At 62.9% G+C, this 23,448-nt stretch carries 19 protein-coding genes; 15 read left to right on the top strand and 4 right to left on the bottom strand.

Annotated features, from left to right (window positions below; genetic code table 11):
* Positions 1 to 99 precede the first annotated feature (99 nt).
* The 5 genes from ACERK3_03480 to ACERK3_03460 all read left to right on the top strand — a co-directional run bounded on the left by ACERK3_03480 (position 100) and on the right by ACERK3_03460 (position 6,105).
* A complete protein-coding gene (locus tag ACERK3_03480) occupies positions 100 to 465 on the top strand; it encodes a hypothetical protein (GenBank protein ID MFA9477353.1) in 366 nt (121 codons plus the stop codon).
* 213 nt (positions 466 to 678) lie between these two features.
* Entirely contained in the window at positions 679 to 1,722 is a 1,044-nt protein-coding gene (locus ACERK3_03475) for a glycosyltransferase family 2 protein (protein MFA9477352.1), read from the top strand.
* Positions 1,722 to 2,792 (top strand): lysylphosphatidylglycerol synthase transmembrane domain-containing protein, encoded by a 1,071-nt coding sequence (locus tag ACERK3_03470; protein ID MFA9477351.1) that lies wholly within the window; start codon positions 1,722 to 1,724, stop codon positions 2,790 to 2,792. Before ACERK3_03475 ends, ACERK3_03470 begins: the two co-directional genes overlap by 1 nt.
* Positions 2,792 to 4,876, top strand: coding sequence for an NAD-dependent epimerase/dehydratase family protein (locus ACERK3_03465; GenBank protein ID MFA9477350.1), 2,085 nt, complete (start codon positions 2,792 to 2,794; stop codon positions 4,874 to 4,876). The genes ACERK3_03470 and ACERK3_03465 overlap by 1 nt, the downstream gene beginning before the upstream one ends.
* Before the next feature lie 50 nt (positions 4,877 to 4,926).
* A complete protein-coding gene (locus ACERK3_03460; GenBank protein MFA9477349.1) occupies positions 4,927 to 6,105 on the top strand; it encodes a lipid-A-disaccharide synthase in 1,179 nt (392 codons plus the stop codon).
* 73 nt (positions 6,106 to 6,178) lie between these two features.
* Here ACERK3_03460 and trpB read toward each other — a convergent pair whose 3' ends face one another.
* The 4 genes from trpB to ACERK3_03440 all read right to left on the bottom strand — a co-directional run bounded on the left by trpB (position 6,179) and on the right by ACERK3_03440 (position 11,172).
* Positions 6,179 to 7,408, bottom strand: coding sequence for a tryptophan synthase subunit beta (gene trpB, locus ACERK3_03455; protein ID MFA9477348.1), 1,230 nt, complete (start codon positions 7,406 to 7,408; stop codon positions 6,179 to 6,181).
* A 60-nt stretch (positions 7,409 to 7,468) separates the two neighbouring features.
* On the bottom strand, positions 7,469 to 8,431 hold the full coding sequence (locus tag ACERK3_03450; protein MFA9477347.1) for an alpha-E domain-containing protein: 963 nt from the start codon (positions 8,429 to 8,431) through the stop codon (positions 7,469 to 7,471).
* Positions 8,432 to 8,513: 82 nt separating this feature from the next.
* Positions 8,514 to 9,947: a circularly permuted type 2 ATP-grasp protein gene (locus ACERK3_03445; protein MFA9477346.1), complete on the bottom strand. Its 1,434-nt coding sequence runs from the start codon at positions 9,945 to 9,947 to the stop codon at positions 8,514 to 8,516.
* 139 nt (positions 9,948 to 10,086) lie between these two features.
* Positions 10,087 to 11,172 (bottom strand): Gfo/Idh/MocA family protein, encoded by a 1,086-nt coding sequence (locus ACERK3_03440; GenBank protein MFA9477345.1) that lies wholly within the window; start codon positions 11,170 to 11,172, stop codon positions 10,087 to 10,089.
* 330 nt (positions 11,173 to 11,502) lie between these two features.
* Between ACERK3_03440 and ACERK3_03435 the strand changes: the two genes are divergently transcribed.
* The 10 genes from ACERK3_03435 to lpxD all read left to right on the top strand — a co-directional run bounded on the left by ACERK3_03435 (position 11,503) and on the right by lpxD (position 23,264).
* Positions 11,503 to 12,519, top strand: coding sequence for a hypothetical protein (locus tag ACERK3_03435; GenBank protein ID MFA9477344.1), 1,017 nt, complete (start codon positions 11,503 to 11,505; stop codon positions 12,517 to 12,519).
* Positions 12,520 to 12,539: 20 nt separating this feature from the next.
* Positions 12,540 to 13,073, top strand: coding sequence for a tol-pal system YbgF family protein (locus tag ACERK3_03430; GenBank protein MFA9477343.1), 534 nt, complete (start codon positions 12,540 to 12,542; stop codon positions 13,071 to 13,073).
* 73 nt (positions 13,074 to 13,146) lie between these two features.
* Positions 13,147 to 13,983, top strand: a complete 837-nt coding sequence (locus tag ACERK3_03425) for a MotA/TolQ/ExbB proton channel family protein (protein ID MFA9477342.1) — start codon at positions 13,147 to 13,149, stop codon at positions 13,981 to 13,983.
* A gap of 52 nt (positions 13,984 to 14,035) precedes the next feature.
* Positions 14,036 to 14,518 carry an ExbD/TolR family protein gene (locus tag ACERK3_03420; protein ID MFA9477341.1) on the top strand — a complete coding sequence of 161 codons (483 nt, stop codon included), beginning with the start codon at positions 14,036 to 14,038 and terminating at the stop codon, positions 14,516 to 14,518.
* A 38-nt stretch (positions 14,519 to 14,556) separates the two neighbouring features.
* Positions 14,557 to 15,084: an ExbD/TolR family protein gene (locus ACERK3_03415; GenBank protein ID MFA9477340.1), complete on the top strand. Its 528-nt coding sequence runs from the start codon at positions 14,557 to 14,559 to the stop codon at positions 15,082 to 15,084.
* 23 nt (positions 15,085 to 15,107) lie between these two features.
* On the top strand, positions 15,108 to 17,894 hold the full coding sequence (locus tag ACERK3_03410) for a hypothetical protein (protein ID MFA9477339.1): 2,787 nt from the start codon (positions 15,108 to 15,110) through the stop codon (positions 17,892 to 17,894).
* A 231-nt stretch (positions 17,895 to 18,125) separates the two neighbouring features.
* Complete coding sequence (locus ACERK3_03405) at positions 18,126 to 20,072, top strand: ATPase, T2SS/T4P/T4SS family (protein MFA9477338.1); 1,947 nt, start codon at positions 18,126 to 18,128, stop codon at positions 20,070 to 20,072.
* Positions 20,073 to 20,242: 170 nt separating this feature from the next.
* Positions 20,243 to 21,307, top strand: coding sequence for an aldo/keto reductase (locus tag ACERK3_03400; protein MFA9477337.1), 1,065 nt, complete (start codon positions 20,243 to 20,245; stop codon positions 21,305 to 21,307).
* 320 nt (positions 21,308 to 21,627) lie between these two features.
* On the top strand, positions 21,628 to 21,999 hold the full coding sequence (locus tag ACERK3_03395) for a hypothetical protein (protein MFA9477336.1): 372 nt from the start codon (positions 21,628 to 21,630) through the stop codon (positions 21,997 to 21,999).
* 188 nt (positions 22,000 to 22,187) lie between these two features.
* Complete coding sequence (lpxD, locus tag ACERK3_03390; GenBank protein ID MFA9477335.1) at positions 22,188 to 23,264, top strand: UDP-3-O-(3-hydroxymyristoyl)glucosamine N-acyltransferase; 1,077 nt, start codon at positions 22,188 to 22,190, stop codon at positions 23,262 to 23,264.
* Positions 23,265 to 23,448: the final 184 nt, after the last annotated feature.

The following is a 23,448-nucleotide window of genomic DNA, read 5'->3' as shown; positions in this document are numbered from 1 at the left end:
CGGACGCGGCAAGTGGGCCCGAACCGAACCCGCCAGGCAAACGTGACGCGGACGCGCACTTGCCTGGCAAGCCAAGTGCTCTTGCGAGAGGAGTCGATCATGAGAAGGTGCTACAGCTTTTCGATGGCGATGGCCGCGACGTTGATGCTGGTTTTGGCCGCCGGCTGTGAAATGGGGCCCACCGAAGTGGACCGTCAGCAGCCGTCACTTTCACTGGACGCGAGCACGACCAACATCTTGGTGGGCGAATCCACGACGGTGTTCGCACAGACGGCAAATCTGCTCGGCCGCGAGGTGGACATTCAGTGGGGCACGACGCTCGGCGAGGTCGAGCCAGCCCGCAGCGGTCGCGTGGCCCAGTTCCGTAGCGACGCCCCCGGCACGGCCGTGGTCACCGCGGAGATGCGCGTCAACGGCCAGGTGTTGCGCGACTCGGTGAACATCAACGTCAGTGCTATCGAGTAATAGCCAACGTCAGCGATTCAACAAATTCTCGCAGCCGGTTCGGCGGCGGTGTTGACCTGGCATGCAGACTTCAACCGCGTGTTGAACTCAGCAACGCATAGCGCCAATACCGCCGCCGGGCGGTCGCGGGAGCATTGAACAACGAATCTCAAATGATGACATGAATCGCCAATCAATTTTCAACAGTCAGCCATGGGGGGAGGGGAGTCCACCATGGAAGGCGAAGCACTGACGATCGCGGTGATCAATCACAACGGAAGCGACGTGCTCAAACGAACCCTTGATGCCCTGCAGAAGGTCACCTACCGACCGCTCGAACTGCTGCTGGTCGATGATGCCTCGACCGATGGCAGCGACTTGTGGGCTCGACAAGCCTACCCTTCGCTGCGCGTCGTACGCATGGCGTCCAACGCCGGTCGGCCGAGCATCGTGCGTAACCGCGCCCTGCGTGAAGCAAGGTCACGTTACGTCCTGCTGCTGGATCATGATGTGTGCCTGCGCCCCGATGCACCGACGAATCTGATGAAAGCAATGCGTCTGCGACCCGGCGTCGCGGCCACTGCACCACGGCTGGTCTACGCCAACGATCCCAACAGGCTCTATGGCGATGGCACGAACCTGCACTACCTTTGCATCTCCGGCTTCAATGCTCGTGGTCAGTCAATCGAACAACGCCCCATTCGCACGCCGTTCCCCTCGCTAGCCGGCGGTAACGTGCTGTTCGACCGCGAGGTTGCCCTCTGGCTCGGCGGATATGACGAAGACTACCACTTCGGCTGGGGCGAAGACGCCGAGCTTTGCCTGCGTTGCCGAATTGCAGGCTTTGACGTGTTGCACGTGCCTGAGGCGGTGGGCAGTCATGTCGAACGTCCACGCGGCTTGAATCGGGCGGAAGCGCAGTTCTACAACCGTTATCGCATGATGTTCACCATCTATGAAACGCGAACTCTATTGCTGCTTGCTCCGGCATTGATTGTTTTTGAATTTTGCCTGCTTGTGTTGAGTATGTCCAAGGGTACAGCAATGATGTACCTGCGGGCGATACGTGGGGCGATTCGTGATGCCGGGCCGATTACCTGGCAACGGGCGCAGGTGCAGGCGACGCGTATGGTCGGCGATCTCGATTTGCTGGAAGCATCACCGCTGATCAGTACGGGTGCGCTGGCCGAATCACGCCGGGTGGCGTTTGCGTCGTCGATGCTTCAGGGCATGTTCAACCGTTATTGGCAGATGATCAGTCGACAACTTGAGCCCTGATGACACTTGCGTCCACCAAACCCTCGCCAACCGTCAGCGTGTCAGCGTCGCCCGCTGCTCCTGAGGCCAGTCGGCCGCGACGCGTCGGCTTCAGCCTGCTGCTGCGCCTCGCCATCAGTGTGGGTTTGCTCGCGATACTCTTGAGCCAGGTCGATTTGACTGGCATTTTCGCTGTCGCGTCGGGCGCGCGTTTCGATCTGCTGGCTGTACTGTTGGCGATGTTCATCGCTGAACGCTGCCTCGGCGCATGTCGGTGGCATCTACTGATGCGAACGCAACGCGTGCCCGTCTCTTTCGCAACCACCTTGCGCGCCACATTGCTCGGCGGCTTCGTCGGCACGTTCCTCCCGGGCGGTGTGGGTGTTGAAGCCGTGCGCGTCGCCGCCATGACCCGCGCAGCCAACCTCGCGTCGGCCACCTCTTCCGTGTTGGTCGACCGCATCCTCGGCAGCCTGGCGTTGGTGGGCATCGTGCTGGTCGCGCTCGCGCTCACCCCGCAGCCCGTGCCCGCCGCCGTGCCGATCGCCGCCTGGGCTTCGCTGGCGTGCCTGCTCGCCCTTTCACTGATACTGCTGCACCCGCGATTGAGGCGGGGGTTGCAATGGCTCCTGCCAGGCCGACGCCGCGGGCAGTTGCGACGCGAGCTGCGACGGTTCGCCGCGTCCGTACGGCAGATGCGCCGGCAACCGATGACGCTGGCATACGTCGGCGGCCTGTCCGTGCTCTTTCAACTGCTACGCGTCGGCATCGCGCCCGTCGCGGCCCTCGCGCTGGGACTGCACATCCCGCTTGGCCTGCTGCTCATCTACGTGCCCATCATCATGTTCATCATGATGATGCCGATCTCCATCGCGGGCCTCGGTGTGCGCGAAGCCGCTTTCGTCTACTTTTTCGGCCTCCAGTACGTCACGCCCGAGCAGGCGCTCGCACTCTCGCTACTCATCGGCCTGTTCACACTGATCGTGCAGCTCCCCGGCGCGGTCGTTTGCATCACCGGCGTTCGGCCACGCAACGCGATATGCCCTCCCACATGGCAGGCCGAACCGACCACAACACAGGAACAAAACTAATGCGTGTGCTGGTCACTGGTGCAACAGGATTTATTGGCCGACACGTAACCGCACGCCTCGTCGACGCGGATCACCAGGCGTACGCGCTCGTCCGCGACCCCGTCCGCGCCAAACGACACCTGCCTGCCAACGTGCGGTGGCACGTCGTCGACCTCACTGAGCCCGACCTGCTCGAAGACATACTCGACAACATCGACGCGGTCATCCATCTCGCCGCTGCAACCGTCGGCGATTGGCCCACTCAACTCCAGGCCACCGTCGAAGGTACCGCCGCCCTGCTCGACGCCTGTCGCACGGCGAACGTGTACCGGTTCATCCATGTCAGCAGCGTCGCTGTCTACGACACGCGCTCGCTCGCCGACGGCCACACCCTCGCGCCCAATGCCCGCCTTGCCGAGCCTTCGCCCGACCTCGGCCCATACGCCCGCGCCAAACTCGAAGCCGAGCATCGCGCCCGCACCGCCGCCGACGCCGGCCACATCGATCTGACCATCCTCCGCCCCGGACTGGTCTACGGCCCGCGCCGCGTGCTCTTCGAACATCTTGGCAAACCCCTGCCTCGCCTTAACCGCCGACTCGCCTACGGCTCACCCGATCAACGCCTTCCCTTCGTCCACGTTGACAGCGTCGCCGACGCCCTGCTCCGCACACTTACGAGCCCGAGCACCATCGGCCAAACCTACAACATCGTCGACGAGCACGACTGCTCACGCCAAGCCTACCTCAATCTTCATCAGCAACTCACCGGCCGACGGCAACGCACGACCTACCTGCCCGCCGGCCCCCTCGCCCGACTATGCGACCTGTCCAGCCGACTGCCATTGCCCGGCGGCAAGCTATCAGGTGACAAAATCCGCACACGTGCCTTAAGCCTGCACTACACCACCGACACACTCACCCGCGACACCGGCTGGACGCCGCCGCACACGTTGCACGTCGCGCTCGCTGACGCGATTGAAACCACCCCCGGCCCACACGGTCGGCCGCTGCGTGTCGCCGTCGTCGGCGCTGGCTTGAACGCCCGCTATCATCTTGCCCCCCTTCACGCTCACCCCCACGTTCGGCTCGTCGGCTTGGTCGACCAGCAGCCCGACCGCGCAGCAACTCTCGCGAAAACTTTCAACATAACGCTCGCCACCGACTCACTTGATGAACTTTTCGAGCATGATCGGCCTGACCTGGTCCATCTTGTCACGCCGCCACAGACACATGCCAGCCTCACCTGCGAGCTTTTGCAGCGAGGCGCAGACGTGTTCTGTGAAAAACCCATGGCGATGACCCGAGGCGAATGTCAGTTGATGGCTCGGGTCGCGACAGAGCATCGCCGATCGCTGGCGGTCAATCACAATCTATGGTTCGACCCCCGCCTCGCGGCCACCCGGCAACTCGTCGCCTCGGGCGCGATCGGCGATGTGGTGCATATTGAAACACACCGAGCCTTCGCGCCGCGTGGTATGGCTGCCCAGCCTGCCACACGCGCAGCATGGCTGGGCAGCCTGCCCGGCGGCCTACTGGAAGACATCACACCGCACGCGCTTTACGCCACACTCGGCCTGCTCCGTGCCGACGCAAAATTGCTGTACGCCCACCACTGGTGTACTGACCGCCACGCCAGTGACACCGCCGTAAGCGACGAGCTTCGGCTCACCCTCAGCGACGGCCACGCGACCGCCCACATCGCCATCTCTCTCAATGCTCGCCCCGACACCTTCACACTCCGCGTGCACGGCACGCTAGCCACGCTGATTGTCGATGTTCAGAACATGCTCCTGCTCCTCCAACGCCCCGGCCAGGGCCCGCGTGTTCTCGATCGCGCCAACCAACTCGCCCGCGTCAGCCTCGGCAGCCTTGCGCAGTCCGCGGTCAACGCAGCCCGCCTCGCCACAAAGCGCACCCAGCCGCCAGGCGACATGACATCGGTCATTCACGAGCACATCCGATGCCTGATTGAAGACCACCCCTTCCCCATCAGTCCCGAAGCAGGCGAGCATGTCGTAAGCCTGATCGAGCAAATCTGGCCCCGCCACACCCCTGCCCTTGCTGCGAGGCCCGCAGCCCTGCACGAACGCGACGTCACAACATAATCCTCCCGCCCGCCTGCGAAGCGGGCGGCGTTGCCGGTACACTGTCGGCAATGAACTCACCGCTTCCCATTCTCTTCAGCGCCATGGAGCCCAGCGGCGACGCGCTGGCGGCGCCGCTAATCGCGGAGTTGAAGCTGCGCGAGCCGGATCGCCCCATCTTCGCCATCGGCGGCGAGCGGATGGCCGAGGCCGGGGCCGAACTGCTGGAAGACCCCACGGAGCACGCCGCCATGCTTGCCGGCGCTTCGAAGCAGGCGTGGGAGCACATCAAACGCATTCGGCGCGTTCGGCGATGGCTCGCTGAACATCCGATCGCCGCCCTCGTGCCTACCGATTCGCCAGCCGCGAACTGGGGCATCTGCAAGGCAGTGCGTAAAACGCAGCCGCGAGCCCGCATCGTGCATCTGGCTGCGCCACAGCTCTGGGCATGGGCACCGTGGCGGATCGGCAAGCTGCGTCGGCTCAGCGATCATGTGATGTGCATGCTGCCGTTCGAGCCGGACTGGTTTGGTAGCCGAAACATGCCTGCGAGCTTTGTGGGGCATCCATTATTCGCGCCCGACGCCGACGATGCGTCGACGGCTGAAGGCGAATTACCGGAAGACGGCGAACCGCGTCTCGCGCTATTGCCAGGCTCTCGAATGTCGGAAGTTCAGGCCAACTGGCCCACGATGCTCGAAGCGATCAAGCGTCTGCGGCCGGCGTACCCGAAAATGCGCATCGTCATCGCTGCCAGCAGCGCCTCGCGGGCGAAACTGATCCGCTCACTCACGCCCGGCGGAGCCGTGCCGCACAAGGCGGTGATGGTGGTCGGCCAGGCGTCGGCGGCGCTGGACTGGGCGGACGCGGCGCTCGTGGTCTCCGGCACCGCCACGCTGCACGCCGTGTCAAGGCGGACGCCGATGGTCGTCATGTTCAACGCCAGCCGCTTGTCGTGGCAACTCGCAGGGCGCTGGCTGATCCAGACGCGTACGTTTACGTTGCCCAACCTCATCAGCGAGTCGATGGAGATGGATCGTATCGTCACCGAACTTGTCCCACACTTCGGCGATGTCGATGCGGTCATCAAGGCATTGCAGCCACTGTTGCGTGACGAAGCGGCACGCGAGGCGCAGCGCCAAGCGTTTGAGGTCATTACCCGTCGATTTGTCGAAACGCCCTATGCCGTCACGGCCGCCGACACACTCATCGATCAGATCGGGGCAGTGGATGAGGTGGCGTGGGCGTAGGTTTTTTGTAGCTCAAGCACGGAATCCATGGGTGCCATCCATGGGCTTTAACCGGGCGCGGATGGTGTACTGGTCAGGCTTTGTCTTTTTTGTCCAGGCCCAACAGGCGGACGGCTTCGTCGAGATCTTTGTCGCCGCGGCCGGAGAGGTTGATGACCACAACCTTGTCCTTGGGCATCGACGAGGCCATGTCCAAAGCGTGCGCCAGTGCGTGTGACGACTCGAGCGCGGGAATGATGCCTTCTTTTTCGGTAAGCGCGGTGAACGCTTTCAGGGCCTGTTCATCAGTGCAGGCGGTGTAGGTGACACGGCCGGCGTCATGCCAATGGGCGTGCTCGGGGCCGACGCCGGGGTAATCCAGGCCGGCGGAGATGGAGTGAACGGGCGCGGTTTGGCCGTCGTCGTCCTGCATGACATAGCTGAGTGAGCCGTGCAGGACGCCGGGCTGGCCGAAGTTCAGCGGCGCTGCGTGTTCACCGAGCGTGGCAGCCCGACCCCCGGCTTCGACGCCGACGAGTTGAACCTGTTCGTCGTCGATGAAGGGGTAGAAGATGCCCGCCGCATTGGAACCGCCACCGACGCAAGCCACGACCGTGTCGGGCAGTCGGCCGATCTGGTCGAGGCATTGCTGGCGACATTCCGTGCCGATGACGGCCTGGTAGTCGCGGACGATCATGGGGAACGGGTGCGGGCCGACGACGGAGCCGATGATGTAGTGGGTCGTGTCGGCGGTTTCCATCCAGTCGCGCATGGCGGCGTTGGTGGCGTCCTTGAGCGTGCGCGAGCCGCCGTCAACACCGATGACGCGGGCGCCCATCAGCTGCATGCGAAGGACATTGGGACGTTGGCGGCGCATGTCCTCCGTGCCCATGAAGACGTCGCAGTTCAGGCCGAACACGGCGGCGGCGGTGGCGGTGGCGACACCGTGCTGGCCGGCACCGGTCTCGGCGATGATGCGCGACTTGCCCATGCGGACGGTCAGCAGCGCCTGGCCGAGCGAATTGTTGATCTTGTGAGCGCCGGTGTGGGCAAGATCTTCGCGCTTGAGGTAGATCTTCGCACCGCCAAGCGTATCGGTAAGACGTTTGGCGAAGTAGAGCGGCGTGGGCCTGCCGACGTAATCGCGCAGCAGCAGGTCGAACTGCTTCCGGAACGCTTCGTCCTTGCGAGCTTTGTCATATTCGCGAGCGAGCTGGTCCAGCGCTGCGTGGAGTGTTTCGGGCACGTAGACACCACCGAACGCGCCGAAGTGGCCGGCAGCGTCGGGCAGGGATCGCAAGTTGGCGTGGCTGGGTGTGGTCATCGGGACATAGTAGGGGTCGAGGCCGTGGCGCAGCAAGCTGCATGACCGGAATGGCTCAGCTCAGACGGCGGCGGGCATCGGGGCATAGCCGAAGAATGTCTCGCCCACCGCATGGCCGACTTCGTTGAGCCTGCCCTGGAAGCGGTCGAGGTATTCGTGCATGCCCTCGGCGATGATCTCGTCCATCGTGGTGTAGTCCATCTCCGCCCGCAGTCGGCCGATGCGTTGCTCAGCGAGGTTGCGAAAGCTGCTGATCGGCGTACCGGTGATCTGGTGCAGCGACCACTGCGCCTTGTAAAGGCAGGACTGCATCGAGCGTGGAAACTCGCGGTCGAGAATCAGAAACGCCGCCACGGTGTCGGGCAGCACGGCTCGATGCTTCTTGCGATACATTTCAAATCCGCTGGCCGACTTGAGTAACGCCGACCACTGGATCGCATCGTAAGGCGTGCCCACGTATTCCACGCCAGGCAGCACAATAAAGTATTTCACGTCGAGGATGCGGGCCGTCTTGTCCGCCCGTTCGAAGAGCCGACCGAGTTGGCCGAAGTGCCACCCCTCGTTATGCGACATGGTCGCGTCGGTGATGCCGCCGAACAGGTGACTGGCCATCTTCACGTCGTTGTAGAAGATGTTGGGCGAGTCGAGCGCGTCATGCTTCGCAGCGGCGGCGCGGACCATCAGGTAAAAGCGATTGACCTGTTCCCACATCTCAGAGCTGATGGCGTCGCGCACCTGGCGAGCGTTCTCGCGAGCATTGCGCAAGCAGGAGACGATCGAGTTGGGGTTGACCTCGTCAAACGTGAGAAACTGAATGACGTTGTCCTGCGTCGCTTCGTCGTAGCGGTCGCGGAAGGCGGCGGAGTCGCCAAGCGTGTGCACCAGCGGCATCCATTGCTCGTCGTCTTCCGACGGCGTGTCGAGCATCAGGTGCAGGTTCACGTCGATCACGCGGGCCACGTTCTCGGCTCGCTCGATGTAACGGCTCATCCAGTAAATTGATTCAGCGACTCGGCTGAGCATGATGATTGGTTCCGACGTCTTATTGCCTACGGGCAAGCTTGCCCTGCGATCGGGTGGTCACACGGCAGGGCAAATGCCTGCTCTACTCTGACAACACCCATGTATCCTTGCTGCCGCCGCCTTGCGACGAGTTGACGACCAGCGAACCTTTGCGAAGCGCGACACGCGTCAGGCCGCCGGGCATGACGTAGATTTCCTTGCCGTACAGAATGAACGGGCGGAGATCGACGTGCCTACCTTCGAAGTGGCCGTCCACGATGGTCGGCGCTCGCGAGAGCGCCAGCGTCGGCTGAGCGATGTAGTCGCGTGGGCGAGTCTTGATCAGGTCGGCGAACTTTTCGCGCTCGGCGGCGGTGGAGCTCGGGCCCATGAGCATGCCATAGCCGCCGGACTGGTTCACCGCCTTGACGACAAACTTGTCGAGGTTGTCGAGCACGTGCTGACGCTGATCCTTCTCGCCGCAGATAAAGGTTTCGACGTTGGGGAGGATCGGGTCCTGGTCGAGGTAATAGCGGATGATCTGGGGCACGTAGGCGTAGACGGCCTTGTCGTCGGCGATGCCCGTGCCCGGAGCGTTGGCCATCGCGACGCGGCCGTTGCGGTAAACGTCCATCAGCCCCGGCACGCCGAGCATGGAGTCGGGGTTGAATACCTGCGGATCGATGAAGTCGTCGTCAATACGACGATAGATCACGTCGACACGTTCGAAGCCATCCGTCGTGCGAACCCCCACGTAGCCGTCGCGGACGATCAGGTCGCGCCCTTCCACAAGCTGTACGCCCATCTGCTGCGCAAGGAACGCGTGCTCGAAGTAAGCCGAGTTAAAGACGCCAGGCGTAAGCACGACGACATTGGGCGTCTCATGCTGCTGCGGCGAAAGAAACTGCAACGTTTCCAGCAGACGGTGCGGATAGTCGTGCACCGGGCGCGGACGCATCGTCCGGAACACATGCGGGAAGGTGTGCTTGAGCACCTCGCGATTTTCCAGCACGTAGGAAACCCCCGACGGGCAGCGGAGATTGTCTTCCAGCACAAAAAATTGCCCATCGCCATCGCGGACGAGGTCCGTACCCGTGACGTGACACCAGATCCCGTGCGGCGGATCAAGCCCGAGGCAAGGCTTGCGGAACGTGTCCGCATCACGAATCAACTCGGGCGGCACGGCCTTGTCACGCAGAATTTTCTGATCGTGGTAGACGTCGTGGATAAAGAGATTGAGCGCTTCGATGCGCTGACGCAGGCCGGCTTCAATAAGCTGCCAGTCCTTGCCCTCGATAATGCGGGGGATGATGTCGAAGGGGAAAATGCGTTCCGCACCGTCGCCGCTGCCGTAGACGGTGAAGGTAATGCCCAGATCCAGCAAGCGAGCCTCCGCAGCGTGTTGCCGTCGCTGAAGGTCCCCTTCGGGCAGGGCTTCAATTCGCTCAATCAGCGGTTCAACGCAGGGCCGCGGCTTGCCGGAGGCGAGAAACAGTTCGTCGCAGAAGTTTTCGGTTTCGTATTTTCGAAAATCCATATTATCCAGACCGTGAGGACGGGGGAGAACAAAGCAGGCCCGGCCACACTGGCGATTCTATCATAGCAGCAGCATGCAAAAAAGCCCGCGCAAATCGCACGGGCTTTTGTGAGTAACGTATGAATTCGACCGACGAGCATTATTCGACGGTGGCGAGTTCTTCAATGGCAACTTCCTTACCGCCCTGCTCAGCCGAGCGGTAGATGCCGTCGAGCATCTGCTGCACGCGCAGGCCGTGCTCCGCCGGGGCCATGCTCGGCTTGTTGTAAAGCACGTGGTCGACGAAGTCGCGCATCTTGCGGTCGAACATATAAGGGAAGTCGCTGCTTTCGAGATAATTCGGCTTGATGTCAACCATGTGCCCGTTCTGGTCGGTGAACACGCGCGATTCGCTCCAGACAGCGCCGCCTTTATGCCCCATGAGCTGGAAGTCCATGACATCCTGCTCAATGTGGCCGGCGAACATCGACTCAATGTGAATCACCTCGCCGTTTTCGAACCGGATGTGCCCGCAAGCGAAGTCTTCAACCGTGTAGGTCTTGTGGTCCCAGCCGGGCCAACGGCTCGATACCTCGGACGGCTTGTTGCCGAGGTATGTGTCGGTCATGCCCACCGCCGCGACCGGCCGGGGCGAGCCCATGGTGTAGTGGCACATCTCCAACATGTGCACGCCGATGTCGATCATCGGGCCGCCGCCCTGGAGATCCTTACGGCCGAAGACGCCCCAGTTGGGGATGCCGCGCCGACGCAAGGCCTGCACACGGCCGAACATGATTTTGCCGAACAAGCCATCGTCCGCCGCCCGCTTGAGGAACTGCGTCTTACCGGCGAAGCGGTACTGGAAGCCGATCACCAGCTTGCGATCGACCGACTTGGCGACGTCGATCATCTGTCGGGCCTCTTCCGCATTCATGGCCATTGGCTTCTCGACGAAAACATGGGCCCCGGCCTTGAGCGCCGCGATACTGTTGGGGGCATGCAGGCCGTTGGGCGTGCAGACGCTTACCGCGTCCGGCTCGACCTTGTCCAGCATCTCCTGGTAATCGGTGTAGCATCGGTCGGACGGGATCCCGTACTCCTCGGCATGCTTTTTCATGCCAGCCTCGGCCACGTCCGCCATCGCGACGACTTCGACGTCATCCAGTTTCGCCAGCGCCCGCAGGTGGGCACCGGCAATGCCGCCGGCGCCGATAAACGCAATTCGCAATTTTTTGGTACTGGCCATGCTGTTTCGCTCGCTCCAAGAGGGTGGAAAGCTCAGGCTCATGCCACGCGCCCGCCGACTCGAACGGTCAGCGATCAGACGGCGACGTTTGAACGATTATTATGGCACGACCGCTCACACGCAAACCCAGCGGCTGCGAATCAGCGTCATTCGGCCCTGTGCGTCTGTCGCTGGACATTACGGCTTGCTTGATGTTCAATAGATGCTTACCGTGCCAGAACATGCGTCCAACGGGCAGCGGCCGCGGTAAGCGAGGGCGAACCCCGGGCGCAGCCCATCGACGGCATTACAACCACGGGCCCGGTTGGGCAAATTTGGAGACGGACCTGAATGATGCCCATGTCGTTGGCCGACCCGCAGCCTCCGCACCCGCCGACGTCGTCCGAATCGACGTCGCAGGACGAGCACGTCGCTGTCGGGGAGGAGTTCAACAACGTAATGATGGTGATGCTTCCGTGGGGCATCGCGCTGCTGTTTCATGCAGGGCTGATTCTCATTGCGGCCTTCGTCGCGTGGAGCACGATCGTCGCCCCGGATGAGGACGAGGTCATCATTCCCGTGATGCGGTTCAGTGAGCAGGTCACAGAACCGCTGGAGCTTGACGCCGATGATCGGCTTGAAGATCGGCGAACCGAGCGTGAGGTCACCCGCCCGGATCGCGACGACCAGGCCGACGCTTCCAATCTTGACGCCACGGTCGACACCGCCGACACACTCGTCGGCCTCGACGCCGCCGACGACAGCCCCTTTGCAACCACAACCACCAGTGCCGACCAGTTCCAGACTGAAATGTTCGGCGTGGAAGGCAACGCCCGTCGACTGGTCTTCTGCATCGACGCTTCCGGATCGCTGATCGACACGTTTCCGTACATCATCAACGAGTTGATCCAATCCATCCGTCAGCTCAGCGAACAACAGCAGTTCACCGTCATCTTTTTCCAGGGCGATCGCGTCGTCGAAGTGCCCCCGCCAGGCCTTCGCCGCGCGACCAATGACAACAAGCAGGCCGTCATCGACTGGATCAACCCCAGCGGCGCACGCAACGTCACCCCCGGCGGCCGCAGCAACCCCAGCAACGCCATCCGCGAAGCCATGCGCCATCGCCCCGACCTGATCTATCTGCTCTCGGACAACATCACCGGCGCGGGCCGATTCGAAATCTCCCAAAGCGCTCTGCTCCAGGAAATCGAGCGTGCCAACGTCGCTAACACCGCTATCAACACCATCCAGTTCGTCTACCCCGACCCGCTGACGTTGCACGGCTTCACCGCCACCATGCAACTCATCGCCGACCGCAGCCAGGGCATTCACCGTTTCGTCAGCGCCGAGGAACTGAGCCTGCGATAAAACGCAGGCAGGATACGCTCATGACACGATGCACGATCCGGACAACGAACCGAAACGGGGCCACCATCATTCACGTCATCTGCGGCGTGCTGGCGATCGCGTGGCTGCTCTCCCCCGCCGCCATCACACACGCCGACGAAGCCCCGGCGATCCTGCTGCCGGCCGGTATGGAAGACGATGTGATCACACAACACCTCCGCGCCGGCGAGTTTGACGAGGCGAGAGAGGTCGCGGAGTCCCAGTTCGGCCGAGCCGAGGGCCAACTCGCGCTGCGGCTGTACCAGCACGGCATGGCACACCTGGGCCTGGCCCGTGAAACGGACGACGCCGACCACTACAAGACCGCCGGCATCAGCTTCATGCGGGCGCTCACCTATTTCCCCCGCAGCCGATTCGCCGGCTATGCCGAGCTGGAACTCGGCTACATACATGCCCGCATCGGCCGCGACGACATCGCCCGCCGACTGCTCACCCGCGTCCGCCCCGCCATCGACCCGGAGCAGGACCCCGACTACCACGAACGTCTCATGACTTTGCTCGACGAACTACCTTGACGCCGCTTGCTTAGCTGGCTTCAACCGATACGAACGACCGCAACCGACGCCCTCAAGTGAAGGATCATCAACCATGGCCCGTGGACGGACACTCGCACTCGCACTGGTGTTGCTGCTGACGATGAGCCCCGCCGCCGTCGCCGACACCACCACCGTCACTTACCTCCAGATGTTCTTCTTCTCCGGCGACATGATCGGCCTGATCATCGTCTGGCTGCTGCTGCTGATGTCCGCGTTCAGCCTGGGCTTCGCGATCATGCTCTTCATGCAGTACGGCCGATCGCGGCTCATCCCGCAGGAAACCCGCGCCGAGTTGGAAAGCATGCTCGCCGACAAAAAGTATCGCGAAGCCATCAACTTCGCCCAGACCGACAACAGCTACCTCGGCCGACTTGCCAGCTCCGCGCTGGGCGAAGCGAACAACGGCTACGGCGCGATGGAACGCGCAATCGAAGAAGCCGGCGATATGGAAACCACCCGCATCCTCCGCCCGGTGGAGTACCTCAACGTCGTGGGCAACATCGCGCCGATGATCGGGCTGTTCGGCACGGTGTATGGCATGATCGTGGCGTTCCAACAATTGGTCGAAGCGGGCGGCGGCGCGGAGCCGGCCGAGCTTGCGGCGGGCATCTCCACCGCACTGGTGACCACCTTCTGGGGCCTGGTCGTCGCCATCCCCGCGCTGGCGGCGTACGCCACGATCCGCAACCGCATTGATGCGTTGACCAGCGAGGGCATGGTAGTCGCCGAGCAGATCATCACGCCGTTCAAGCCCGCTGCGAAGCGTGGCGCCGCACCGAGCGTGCCTGTTTCGAGTGCCGCCGCCGGCGTATCGTCTGCAGGTGGCTCTCGCCAGCGAGCGACGCCCAAGCCGGAAGTTGGCGATTCGAAAGACGCGTCCGACATTTAGGCGACTGTTCGTCGTGGCCTGAACGTCCCGATCGTCCGCGGAGCAATGCCGTATGCCATCGCAAGTATTCAAACGAGGTCCAACAGCGCCGGAGATGAACATCACGCCGCTCATCGACGTGGTGTTTCTGCTGATCGTGTTTTTCATGATCGTCAGCAACATCGTCACGCATCAGGCGGTGGAGATGTTCGTGCCTGATCTGGATGACTCGCAGGCGCAAGTGATTCCCGAGGAGGGCCGAGTCATCGTCAACGTCGCGCCGCAGGCGTTCACGCGAGCGACGCGTGCTGCCGACCCGTTGCGGTTCAGCGGCTCGGCTCGCATGGTGCAGGTGGCGAACCAGTCGTACGCGATGCACGACCTGGCCGGCGTGACCGCCTCGCTTGAGCGAGCCGTGGAACGCAACCCGGAGGTGGAGGTCGTGCTGCGTGCCGACCGTGCGATTTACTACAGCGAGGTTCAACCCGTGATGGACGCGATCACCGCTGCGGGGGTCAATCGGGTGAATCTTGTCTCGTTCGATCCTGTGCAGTGAATTGAAGACCATAGGCCGGAGTAAGCGACTTGTCGCAGATGTCCACAACCCGTTCCGCATCGATGCCCGGCGAGGGTGTCGCCGACGCGACGGTGCATCACAAGTCCGCGCGGCAGCGGCGGGGACTTGCGCCGCCGAGGATGCAGTTAAACCTCGCGGCGATGATCGACGTGGTCTTCCAACTGCTGATTTACTTCGTCGTCACCGCCAACTTCGTTGTCGACGAAGGCGTGCTCACCGCGACACTGCCCACTGGCACGGGCGAAGCGGCCGATAGTCTCGAACCGCCGTCGGAGACACTGGACCTCCGCCTAGGCTCGACGGGCGACGTGGGTGTGATCATCCAGCTTGGCGGCATCGGCCGGGTCGACACGTTCACGGAGCTTGCCAACGAGTTGGACTCCCTACAGTTCGACCCGGCTCGCGGTCGGCACGCCTTTTTCGCGCCCGATGACCCGGTCGTCATTCGGCCGGAGGGCGATGTCCGCTGGCAACACGTGGTCAACGCGTTCAACGCCGCGATCAAAGCCCGCTACACCAACGTCAACTTTGCTCAACCCGAATGAAACAGTCGTCTGTACCAACTCGTTTGCGATGGCACGCCCTGGCTGTCGCGATGTTCACCGGGCTCAGCCTGTTTGCGTCGCCGCAAGTCCGCGCTCAACTTGCCGACTTTGACGAGTCGATGCTGATCGACGCGATGACGCGTGAGGGCATGAGCGAGTTGCTGCTGCACCTGGTCGAGATCGAGCCGCCGGACGATCCGGTCGTCGGTCGGCAGATTGAGGTGGCGCAGTATCGCATGCGTTTCGATGACGCGAATCGCAGCGAAGCCGAGCGACGCGAAGACTTCGACACCCTCGTCGACGCAACGCAGCAGATGATCGAAGACTTTTACGATCACGAGCTTCGTCCCGTCTGGCAGACCGACCTGACTGAACTGCTGCTGAATCAGGCATTGCAACAGGTGTACCGGGGCGCGACGTTTTTCTACGAGTTCGGCGTGCCCACTGCCGAGCAGACCGCTGCGATAAATGAGTTGCTGCCGATCGCGCTCGAGGCGGCCACGGATGCGGACCAGACCTTTTTCCGCTATCAGACCGAACTGCCGCGCGACGACGACCACCAGCAGCGGCGGGTCAACACCGGGCTGTGGTCGCGGATGATGGACGACTACTTTCAAACGCGAACGCAATATTACCTCGGACAGGCGGCTTACCTCGTCGCGCTGCTGCCAGACGATCATCCCTACTACACCGGGCTGGGCGACGAGAACCCGCGCATGCCCGCGCGTGAGCAGTCCGCCGAGGCGGAACGCGATCGGCTATTGGCCGAGGCCGTCGAACGGCTGGAAGGCTTCATCGAAGGCCGGGCTTCCGGCATACAGACCAACGCTCGCTCGCTGACGGCGCGGGCGCTGATGCGCCAAGGCGAGTTCGAGCTTGCGTATGAACTGTTCGAGCGGACGCTGGAAGGCGAAGGCGAGCGGACGGAGCATCTCATCGCAGCGCTGGGGCAGGCCGAGGCGAGTCGGCTGGCTGGCGATTACGCGGAGGCTGCGGACCTTGCAGCACGTCTGACGCAACACCCCGCCACGCGACGAAATCACCTGTATCGGCTGCTCGTGGCGGACATGCAGCATCGCGTGCTCACGTCGGAAGCGGAGCAGGCCCCGGCCAATCAACGCGACGCATTGCGTACTGCGGCGTACGACCCCTACCTCGATCTGTTCGACGACCCATCGCTTGGCGATGCGGCCGAGGGGTTGCGGATGTACGTGTTCCGCCGATGGGTTGACACATTCGCGGACGACCGCAGTCGGCTACGGCTGCTTTCGCCCGTGGTGCTGTCGGGCATCGCGGAAGCGGCCCGGCGCGAGGGGCAAAACCTCGCGATCGAAGCGCGTCAGACGGAGGACGCCGACCAACTGGCCGAAGCCCGCGATCGGCTGGCGTTGGCGATTGAGGCGTCGCAAGCGCTGCACGACTCGGATATGGCCGACGACGCACCGCGACAGGCGCTCGCACGGGCGACGTACAACGAAGCGGTCGCGATGTATCAGCTTGACCCGCGGCGGGCGGGCAACCTGCTGGCCGCCGCGGAGCGGATGACCGACGTGGCGGAGCGTTGGCCCGATCAGTCGGTGTCGGAAGAAGCGATCGGCAACGCGGTGGCGTTGCTGCGATCGGTGCGCGGTATCGACCCCCGCCCGGCCGGCGCGGACGATGCCTACCAGCGAGCGGGCGAGGTGCTGTTCGATGCGTTCGGCGGCAGCACTGCCGCCGACGACGAGCGGGTCTACTTCGGCTATGCCATGCTCTACAACCGTGGCCGATTCGAAGACGCCGCGGCGATGTTCGAGCAAGTTCCTCATGCACATGCGACCTACTTCGAAGCGCAGGCGGCGCGGTCCCGGGCGCTCGGCCGAGCTGTACGCGAGCGAAGCGATGATGATCGCGATGCCGCGCGTGAGCGTGCGGTCGAGACGGCGACCGAGTTGCTTGAAGAGGCGGGTCGCGAAGCGGAGCAGGCAGGCGACGATGGCCGACGACGCTCAGCCTGGCTTGCCGTGGCGGAGGCGAGGCTGGTGCTGGCCGACATGGCGTTGGACGCTGGCAACGCCGACGAGGCGCTCGCGGTGCTGGAAGACTTCGAGCAGACATTTGCCGACGAAGATGTGCTGGTGCGCGACGCGATGGAACGGCGTATCCTCGCGCTGGCCGAGGCGGATCGGCTTGACGAGGCGTCCGACGTGGCCCGGCAGATGATGGCGGACCATCGCGATCAGGCGGCAGCGGTGATCGACGAGGTGCTCGACACGATCGACAATCGAATCGAGCAGGCCAACGAAGCGCTGGCCGCGACGAATGTCAGCAGCCAGCAGCGTGCATTGGAGCAGCGGATTTCGAGTCTGGCCGAGACCTCGGTCGCGTTGGCCGAGTTGCTGCTCAATTGGGCACGGGAGCAGCAGCGCAGCGATCGCGAGATGTTGCCGTTCGAACTGGTGCAGGCGAAGGCGTTGAGGTTGGCCGATCGGCCGGGCAAAGCGGTGACGCTGCTCGCGCCGCGTGTTGAAACGTTTGGCTCGAATGCGCCGCTGCTGCACGAATATGCTGAAGCGCTCTACGCAGCAGGTGGAAATGACACGCTGCGCACCGCGGCGGGCATCTACGATCGGCTGATCCGCGGGCTTGAGCCGCCGGAGCCGCTGTGGTGGAACGCCTGGATGCGGCGGCTCCAGATCAACCACCGACTCGGCGTTGATACGCAGGCAATTCCCCTCCGCGTCCGACAGCTGCGTCTGCGCGACGAAAACCTCGGCGGTGCACGCTTTCGACCGACGCTCGAATCGCTTGAAACGCGTCACGCACGGTGATGTCGGCATCTCGACGAACGAGCCATTGACGGTCCGCCTATCAAGTCTCGATCGTTGATGCCGGACAACTTTCACTGTTCGCCTTGTCCGCAACGGGTTACAATGGATTTAAGCGATGTGCGGGGCGTCACCATTGGGAATCGAGGCGTCAGTTCGCATCCGGGACGAGTATCGACGCGCGAGGCTGTGTTGGCCGAGTGATGTCGGCCATACTAAATGTAGATCAATTCCATGGCGCATCTTGAAATCGACCATGAAGGTGATATAAGCCGCGTCGCGTTGCACGAGGGGCAACCGAAGATCACCATCGGCCGACACCCCACCAATCACGTCCGCGTGAAAGATGATCGCGTCAGCCGATTCCATTGCGAAGTTGAGTTGACTTCAGACGGTGTCATGGTGCGTGATCTCGGTTCAAGCAACGGCACACGTCTGAATGGCACGGTCATTCGTCAGGCCAGGCTGCGCAGCGGCCACACCTTTCACGTCGGGTCGGCCCGGGTGCGCGTCCGCTTTGTCGATCCGGACGAGGCCACGCGACTCGAGGTCGAACACCAACAGGCGGCTCAGCCAAAACCCGCACCGGCCGATGACGACCGGGTCGACATAAGCGAACTTGAAACCGCCGATGAAGGCGAAGCGATCACCAGTGGTGAAGGCATCACCGCTGGCGAGGACGTAAGCGGCAGCGTCATCGCGGGTCATCATGTCGACTTCATCAACAGCGAGCCCGCTGGCGGTGTCGACCACTTCGGCGGCGACACAGCGGCACGCGGTCGCGGAAAGCGCGGCGGGAAAAGTTTCGTCGCGAAACAAGCCCCCAGGCCTGCAACCACCGACAGCCTGCTCAGACAGCCTGAAGACGACCACGTCGGGCCCGTCATGATCGGCCGAAACGACTTCGGCGGAACGCTTGAAACACTGACGACGGTCGGGCAGAACGTTCCCTACCAAGCGGCTGACCTTTCGCTGATCAACAGCCGAAGCGAGGTTGTCCACGCAGCAGACAGCACGAATGCCAACACCGCCCAGACCATCCAACTGCTTCGTCTGCTGCTGCTGGCGTGCATTCGCACGGGTGCGTCAGACGTGCATCTCGAGCCCAAACCCAAGGGCCTGCTCATGCGCCTCCGCGTCGACGGCGGCATGGTCGAGGCCGCCAGCATTCCCGCCGACGTAGGCAAACGCCTGCAAAGCCTCGTCAAAGTCCTCAGCGATATCGACATCTCCGATCGCAGCGGTGTGCAGGAGGGGCACTTCTCCTGCAAGGCGCCCGATCGGCGGGTCGACTACCGCGTCAGCTACACGCCCGCGATGCACGGCCAAAAGCTTGTCGTTCGCGTGCTCGACCCCGTCAGCGCCCCGCAGTTACTCAACGACATCGGCCTGCCACCAGGTATGTACCGACAGATTCGAGACCTCTCCCGCCAGGACACCGGCATGCTGCTGGTCTGCGGGCCCACCGGCAGCGGCAAGACGACCACACTCTACGCCGTGCTGCGTCAGATCGATGCCAAGCAGCGCAACATCGTTTCCATTGAAGATCCGATCGAGTATGAAATCCCCGGCGTGACGCAGATCCCCGTCGACGCCCAGCGCGGGCAGGACTTCCACGCCCTGCTGCGATCCGTGCTCCGCCAGGACCCGGACGTCATCGTGCTCGGCGAGATCCGCGACAGGGAAACCGCCACCACCGCCATGCAGGCCGCCACCACCGGCCACCTCGTGCTCTCAACCGTCCATGCCAAGGACACCATCGGCACGGTCTACCGCCTGCTCGACCTTGGCGTCGAACCTTACCTCGTCGCCAGCACGCTGAACCTCGTCCTCGCGCAACGCCTTGCCCGCCAGCTCTGCCCCGAATGCAAGCAGCCTTACACGCCGCCGCCCAGCCAGAGCATGCGCCTCGGCCGACGCGTCGACGGTGTGGGTACGATCTATAAGCCCGCCGGCTGTAAACGATGCTTCAACACCGGCTACAGCGGTCGGTACGGCGTGTTCGAACTGCTCAATGCCAACGACGACATCCGCGACGTCATCCTCAACAACGGCGGCATGGCGGCAATGAAAAAGGCTGTCGAAATGAGCATGTATACCCCCCTGCGCGAAGCCGGCATGCAGATGGTCATCCAAGGCAACACTGCCATCGAAGAAATCGACCGCATCATCGGCATGTAGTCTCCCGGTTGTGATTATTCACCTCTGAATTACGCGTGGCGAGCCCGTCATGCAAAACCAGAAACGAGAAACCACAAACCAGAAACCCCGCACCCCTCGCCACACCACTACCGCGAACCGGCTAAAATGCCGTTGATTCAACCGAACCTCCAACACCCCACGATTGACCCATGCAATACCGCAACATCCCCGGCACTGACCTGTCCGTTTCCCTGCTGGCGTTTGGCAACTTCGTCTTCGGCACGAACTGGTGGGGCGAATTCACCGACGAGGACGGCGTCCGCCTTCAGAACCAGGCATACGACCTGGGCGTCAACTTTTTCGACACCGCCCCGGCGTACGGCAACGGCCGCGCCGAAGCGCTCATGAAAGCCACCATCGACCACGCAGGCCGTGACAACCTCATCATCGCCAGCAAGTTCGGCTACGACTTCTACAAGGACCCAGGCGAAGAAGGCGGCCACCGCGAACGCAAGCAGGACTTCTCCGCCAAAGCCATCCGCTTCGAGCTCGAACAATCGCTTAAGCGAATGAGTATCGACTGCATTGATCTCTACCAGGCACATAACCTCAAGCTCCCGCAGTTCACCGATGAACTGTTCGATACCCTCGAAGCGATCAAGCGCGAAGGCAAGATCCGCGAATGGGGCGTCGCACTCGGCCCGGCGATCGGCTGGCGCGAAGAAGGTTACGAGTCGTTCCAGCGCGGCGCGGCGACGGTGCAGACGGTGATGAACGTCTATGAACAAGACCCCGGCAGGGAGTTTTGCGAAGTAGCGGCCAAGCGCGGCGCGGGCGGCGTGATCGCACGCGTGCCAACCAACTCGGGCATGCTCGATGAAGAATTCAAAAGTGAGAATCACCAGTTCCCGGCGCACGATCATCGCAAGTTTCGCGATCGTAACTGGCTGGTGTACGGCCTGCGGAAAAACACCATTCTCAAACCCATCGCGGCGAAGCTGGGGCTGACGCTACGTCAGTTCGCTTTCCAGTGGCTCGCGGCACAGCCGGCGATGGTCAGCATTGAGCCGAACCTGCTGAACCTTGAAGACGTGCAGACGTTCGCAGCGGCGTGTGATGCGCCGCCGCTTGGCGAGGATGTGCTCAGCGAAGTCGCGGCGTTGTACGAGCGCGACTTCGATCTGGGCGATGTCGCCCATCCGTGCGACCTTAAGAGCAGCACGGCAGAGAGCGGAAGCGTCCGCAGCAGCTACGTCGCGCCAGTGAGCGTGTAGTCCCTTCATCGATATTGGTCAATCGCAAAGCGTGGTCGCGTCGATTGTTGTCCGCCACCGTCGTTGCGATCCCGCACAGACCATGGCGTTGAGATCTGTCATTTCGTTGCAAGCGTTGCGTTCGATAATTCCCAAATAAACATCATCCATTCGTCGAAGCACCCCCGTACCTCTTGTTGAAGAGGCGTGTGCCTCTGGCCGATGTAGTGCGACGATGAAGCGGTTTTCGCTGCATTTTCGTGCTGAGATCGGTAGCCTCCGCTGCCCGGGCGGGGCGTGCGTGTGAACGATACCGGGCGGTTGTGAAAGGAAAGTGGATCATGATGAGAAGTAAGCGAATGCGTATTGGTGGAATGTTCAGTCTGGTGGCGGCGATCGCGATGCTTGGGGCGTGTGAGCAAGGCCCCACTGCGATGGATGCTCAGGAACCGACCGTAAGTCTCTCGGCGAGCGACACGAACATCCTCGTCGGCGAAACCACCACGGTGATGGCGCAGACGGCTAACCTGCTCGGCCGTGACGTGGAAATCGACTGGAGCACGTCGGTCGGCGAGATCGAACCGACCGAAGAGGGCCGTATGGCTCGGTTCACCAGCGATCAGGCCGGCACGGCTGTGGTCACCGCCGAGTTGCAAAGCGATGGCCGCGTGATCCGCGACCAGATCAACATCGTGGTGAACCCGATCGATTGATCGGCTCGGCCACAACTTGAACACCATGGGGGCGCCCACACCTGATTTGTTGCCCACACGCCCCCCGCCCCCTCGAGGCCCGTTTGGCTCGGGGGGGCTTTTTTTTGTCCCCACATCGCGACGCCGCTCAGGCGTGTGATGTCGATGATTCGAAATCACAGTGCCGGCGCTGCTATGCTGTCGCAGTTATGAGCATGACTGCCAACGATCTGGCCCGACGCATCGGCGCGACCGTGCAGGGCAACGGTGATGTCGAACTGACCGGCTGCGCCACGCTTGAGCAGGCGCAGCCGAGTGATGTGAGTTTTCTGGCGAATCGCAAGTACGCGAAGCTGCTCGGCACGACGCAGGCCGGGGCGGTGGTGGTGTCGGCCGACGATGTACGGATGGCGGACGATCGACTGCTGCTAATCGCCGACGACCCGTACTTCGCCTTTCGCCAGGCGATGGTCGAGTTGGTCGGCTTTCGCTCGCCGCCCGCGCCCGGCATCTCCGAGCAGGCGTCGATCGCGTCGTCCGCCACGATCGGCCGCGATTGCTACATCGGGCCTTTCGCCGTGGTGAGTGAGGGGGCGGTCGTCGGCGATGGCTGCGTGCTCTACCCGCACAGCTACGTCGGACGAGGGGCGACGGTGGGCGATCAATGCACCTTGCACCCCGGCGTCACGGTGTACGATGCATGTCGGCTGGGGAGTCGCGTCACCCTCCACGCCGGCTGCTCCATCGGACAGGACGGCTTCGGCTATGCGACCCATGGCGAGCCGGGCCAACCCCCGGTGCATCACAAAATTCCGCCCGCCGGCAACGTCGTCATCGAGGACGATGTAGAGATGGGCGCCCACTGCTCGGTCGACCGGGCCACCATGGGCTCGACCGTTGTCGGCCGGGGCAGCAAATTCTCCAACGGCGTCACCATCGGCCACGGCTCAAAGGTGGGCCCGTTCAACCTGCTCGTCGCCCAGGTGGGGTTGGCAGGCTCGGTGACGACCGGAGCGTACGTCGCGATGGGCGGGCAGGTCGGCGTGGCGGGCCACTTGAAGGTGGGCGATCAGACACAAATCGCAGCCAAATCCGGCGTGGCCAGCGATGTACCCGACAAGGTGCAGTTCGGCGGTGCCCCCGCACAGCCGTTCGCCGACGCGAAGCGGCAGATCTTGGCGATGACACGACTGCCCGACCTTGTCGCCGACTCCCGCAAGATGCGAAAGCGTATCGAAAAGCTGGAGGCGAAGCTCGCCGAGTTGGAAGCCGCGAGCGAGGAATGACCCATCCTTCAGCCGAGCCCTGAGCGAGTTGGCGAGCGAAGGGCCGGATCGGTGGGAATTTCTAATTGCTGATCGCTCATCGCTGATTGCATCGGCATGGGGCCGTTTGTTGCAAAGCTTGCGCAACGGTCCTATCCTGTTCGCTTCGTGGTCTGGCGCGCGAGCGTTGGCAGATTTACAGTGT

This window comes from Phycisphaerales bacterium AB-hyl4 (assembly GCA_041821185.1).
Classification (GTDB): domain Bacteria; phylum Planctomycetota; class Phycisphaerae; order Phycisphaerales; family Phycisphaeraceae; genus Natronomicrosphaera; species Natronomicrosphaera hydrolytica.
This window is presented reverse-complemented; position numbering and strand designations above follow the sequence as displayed.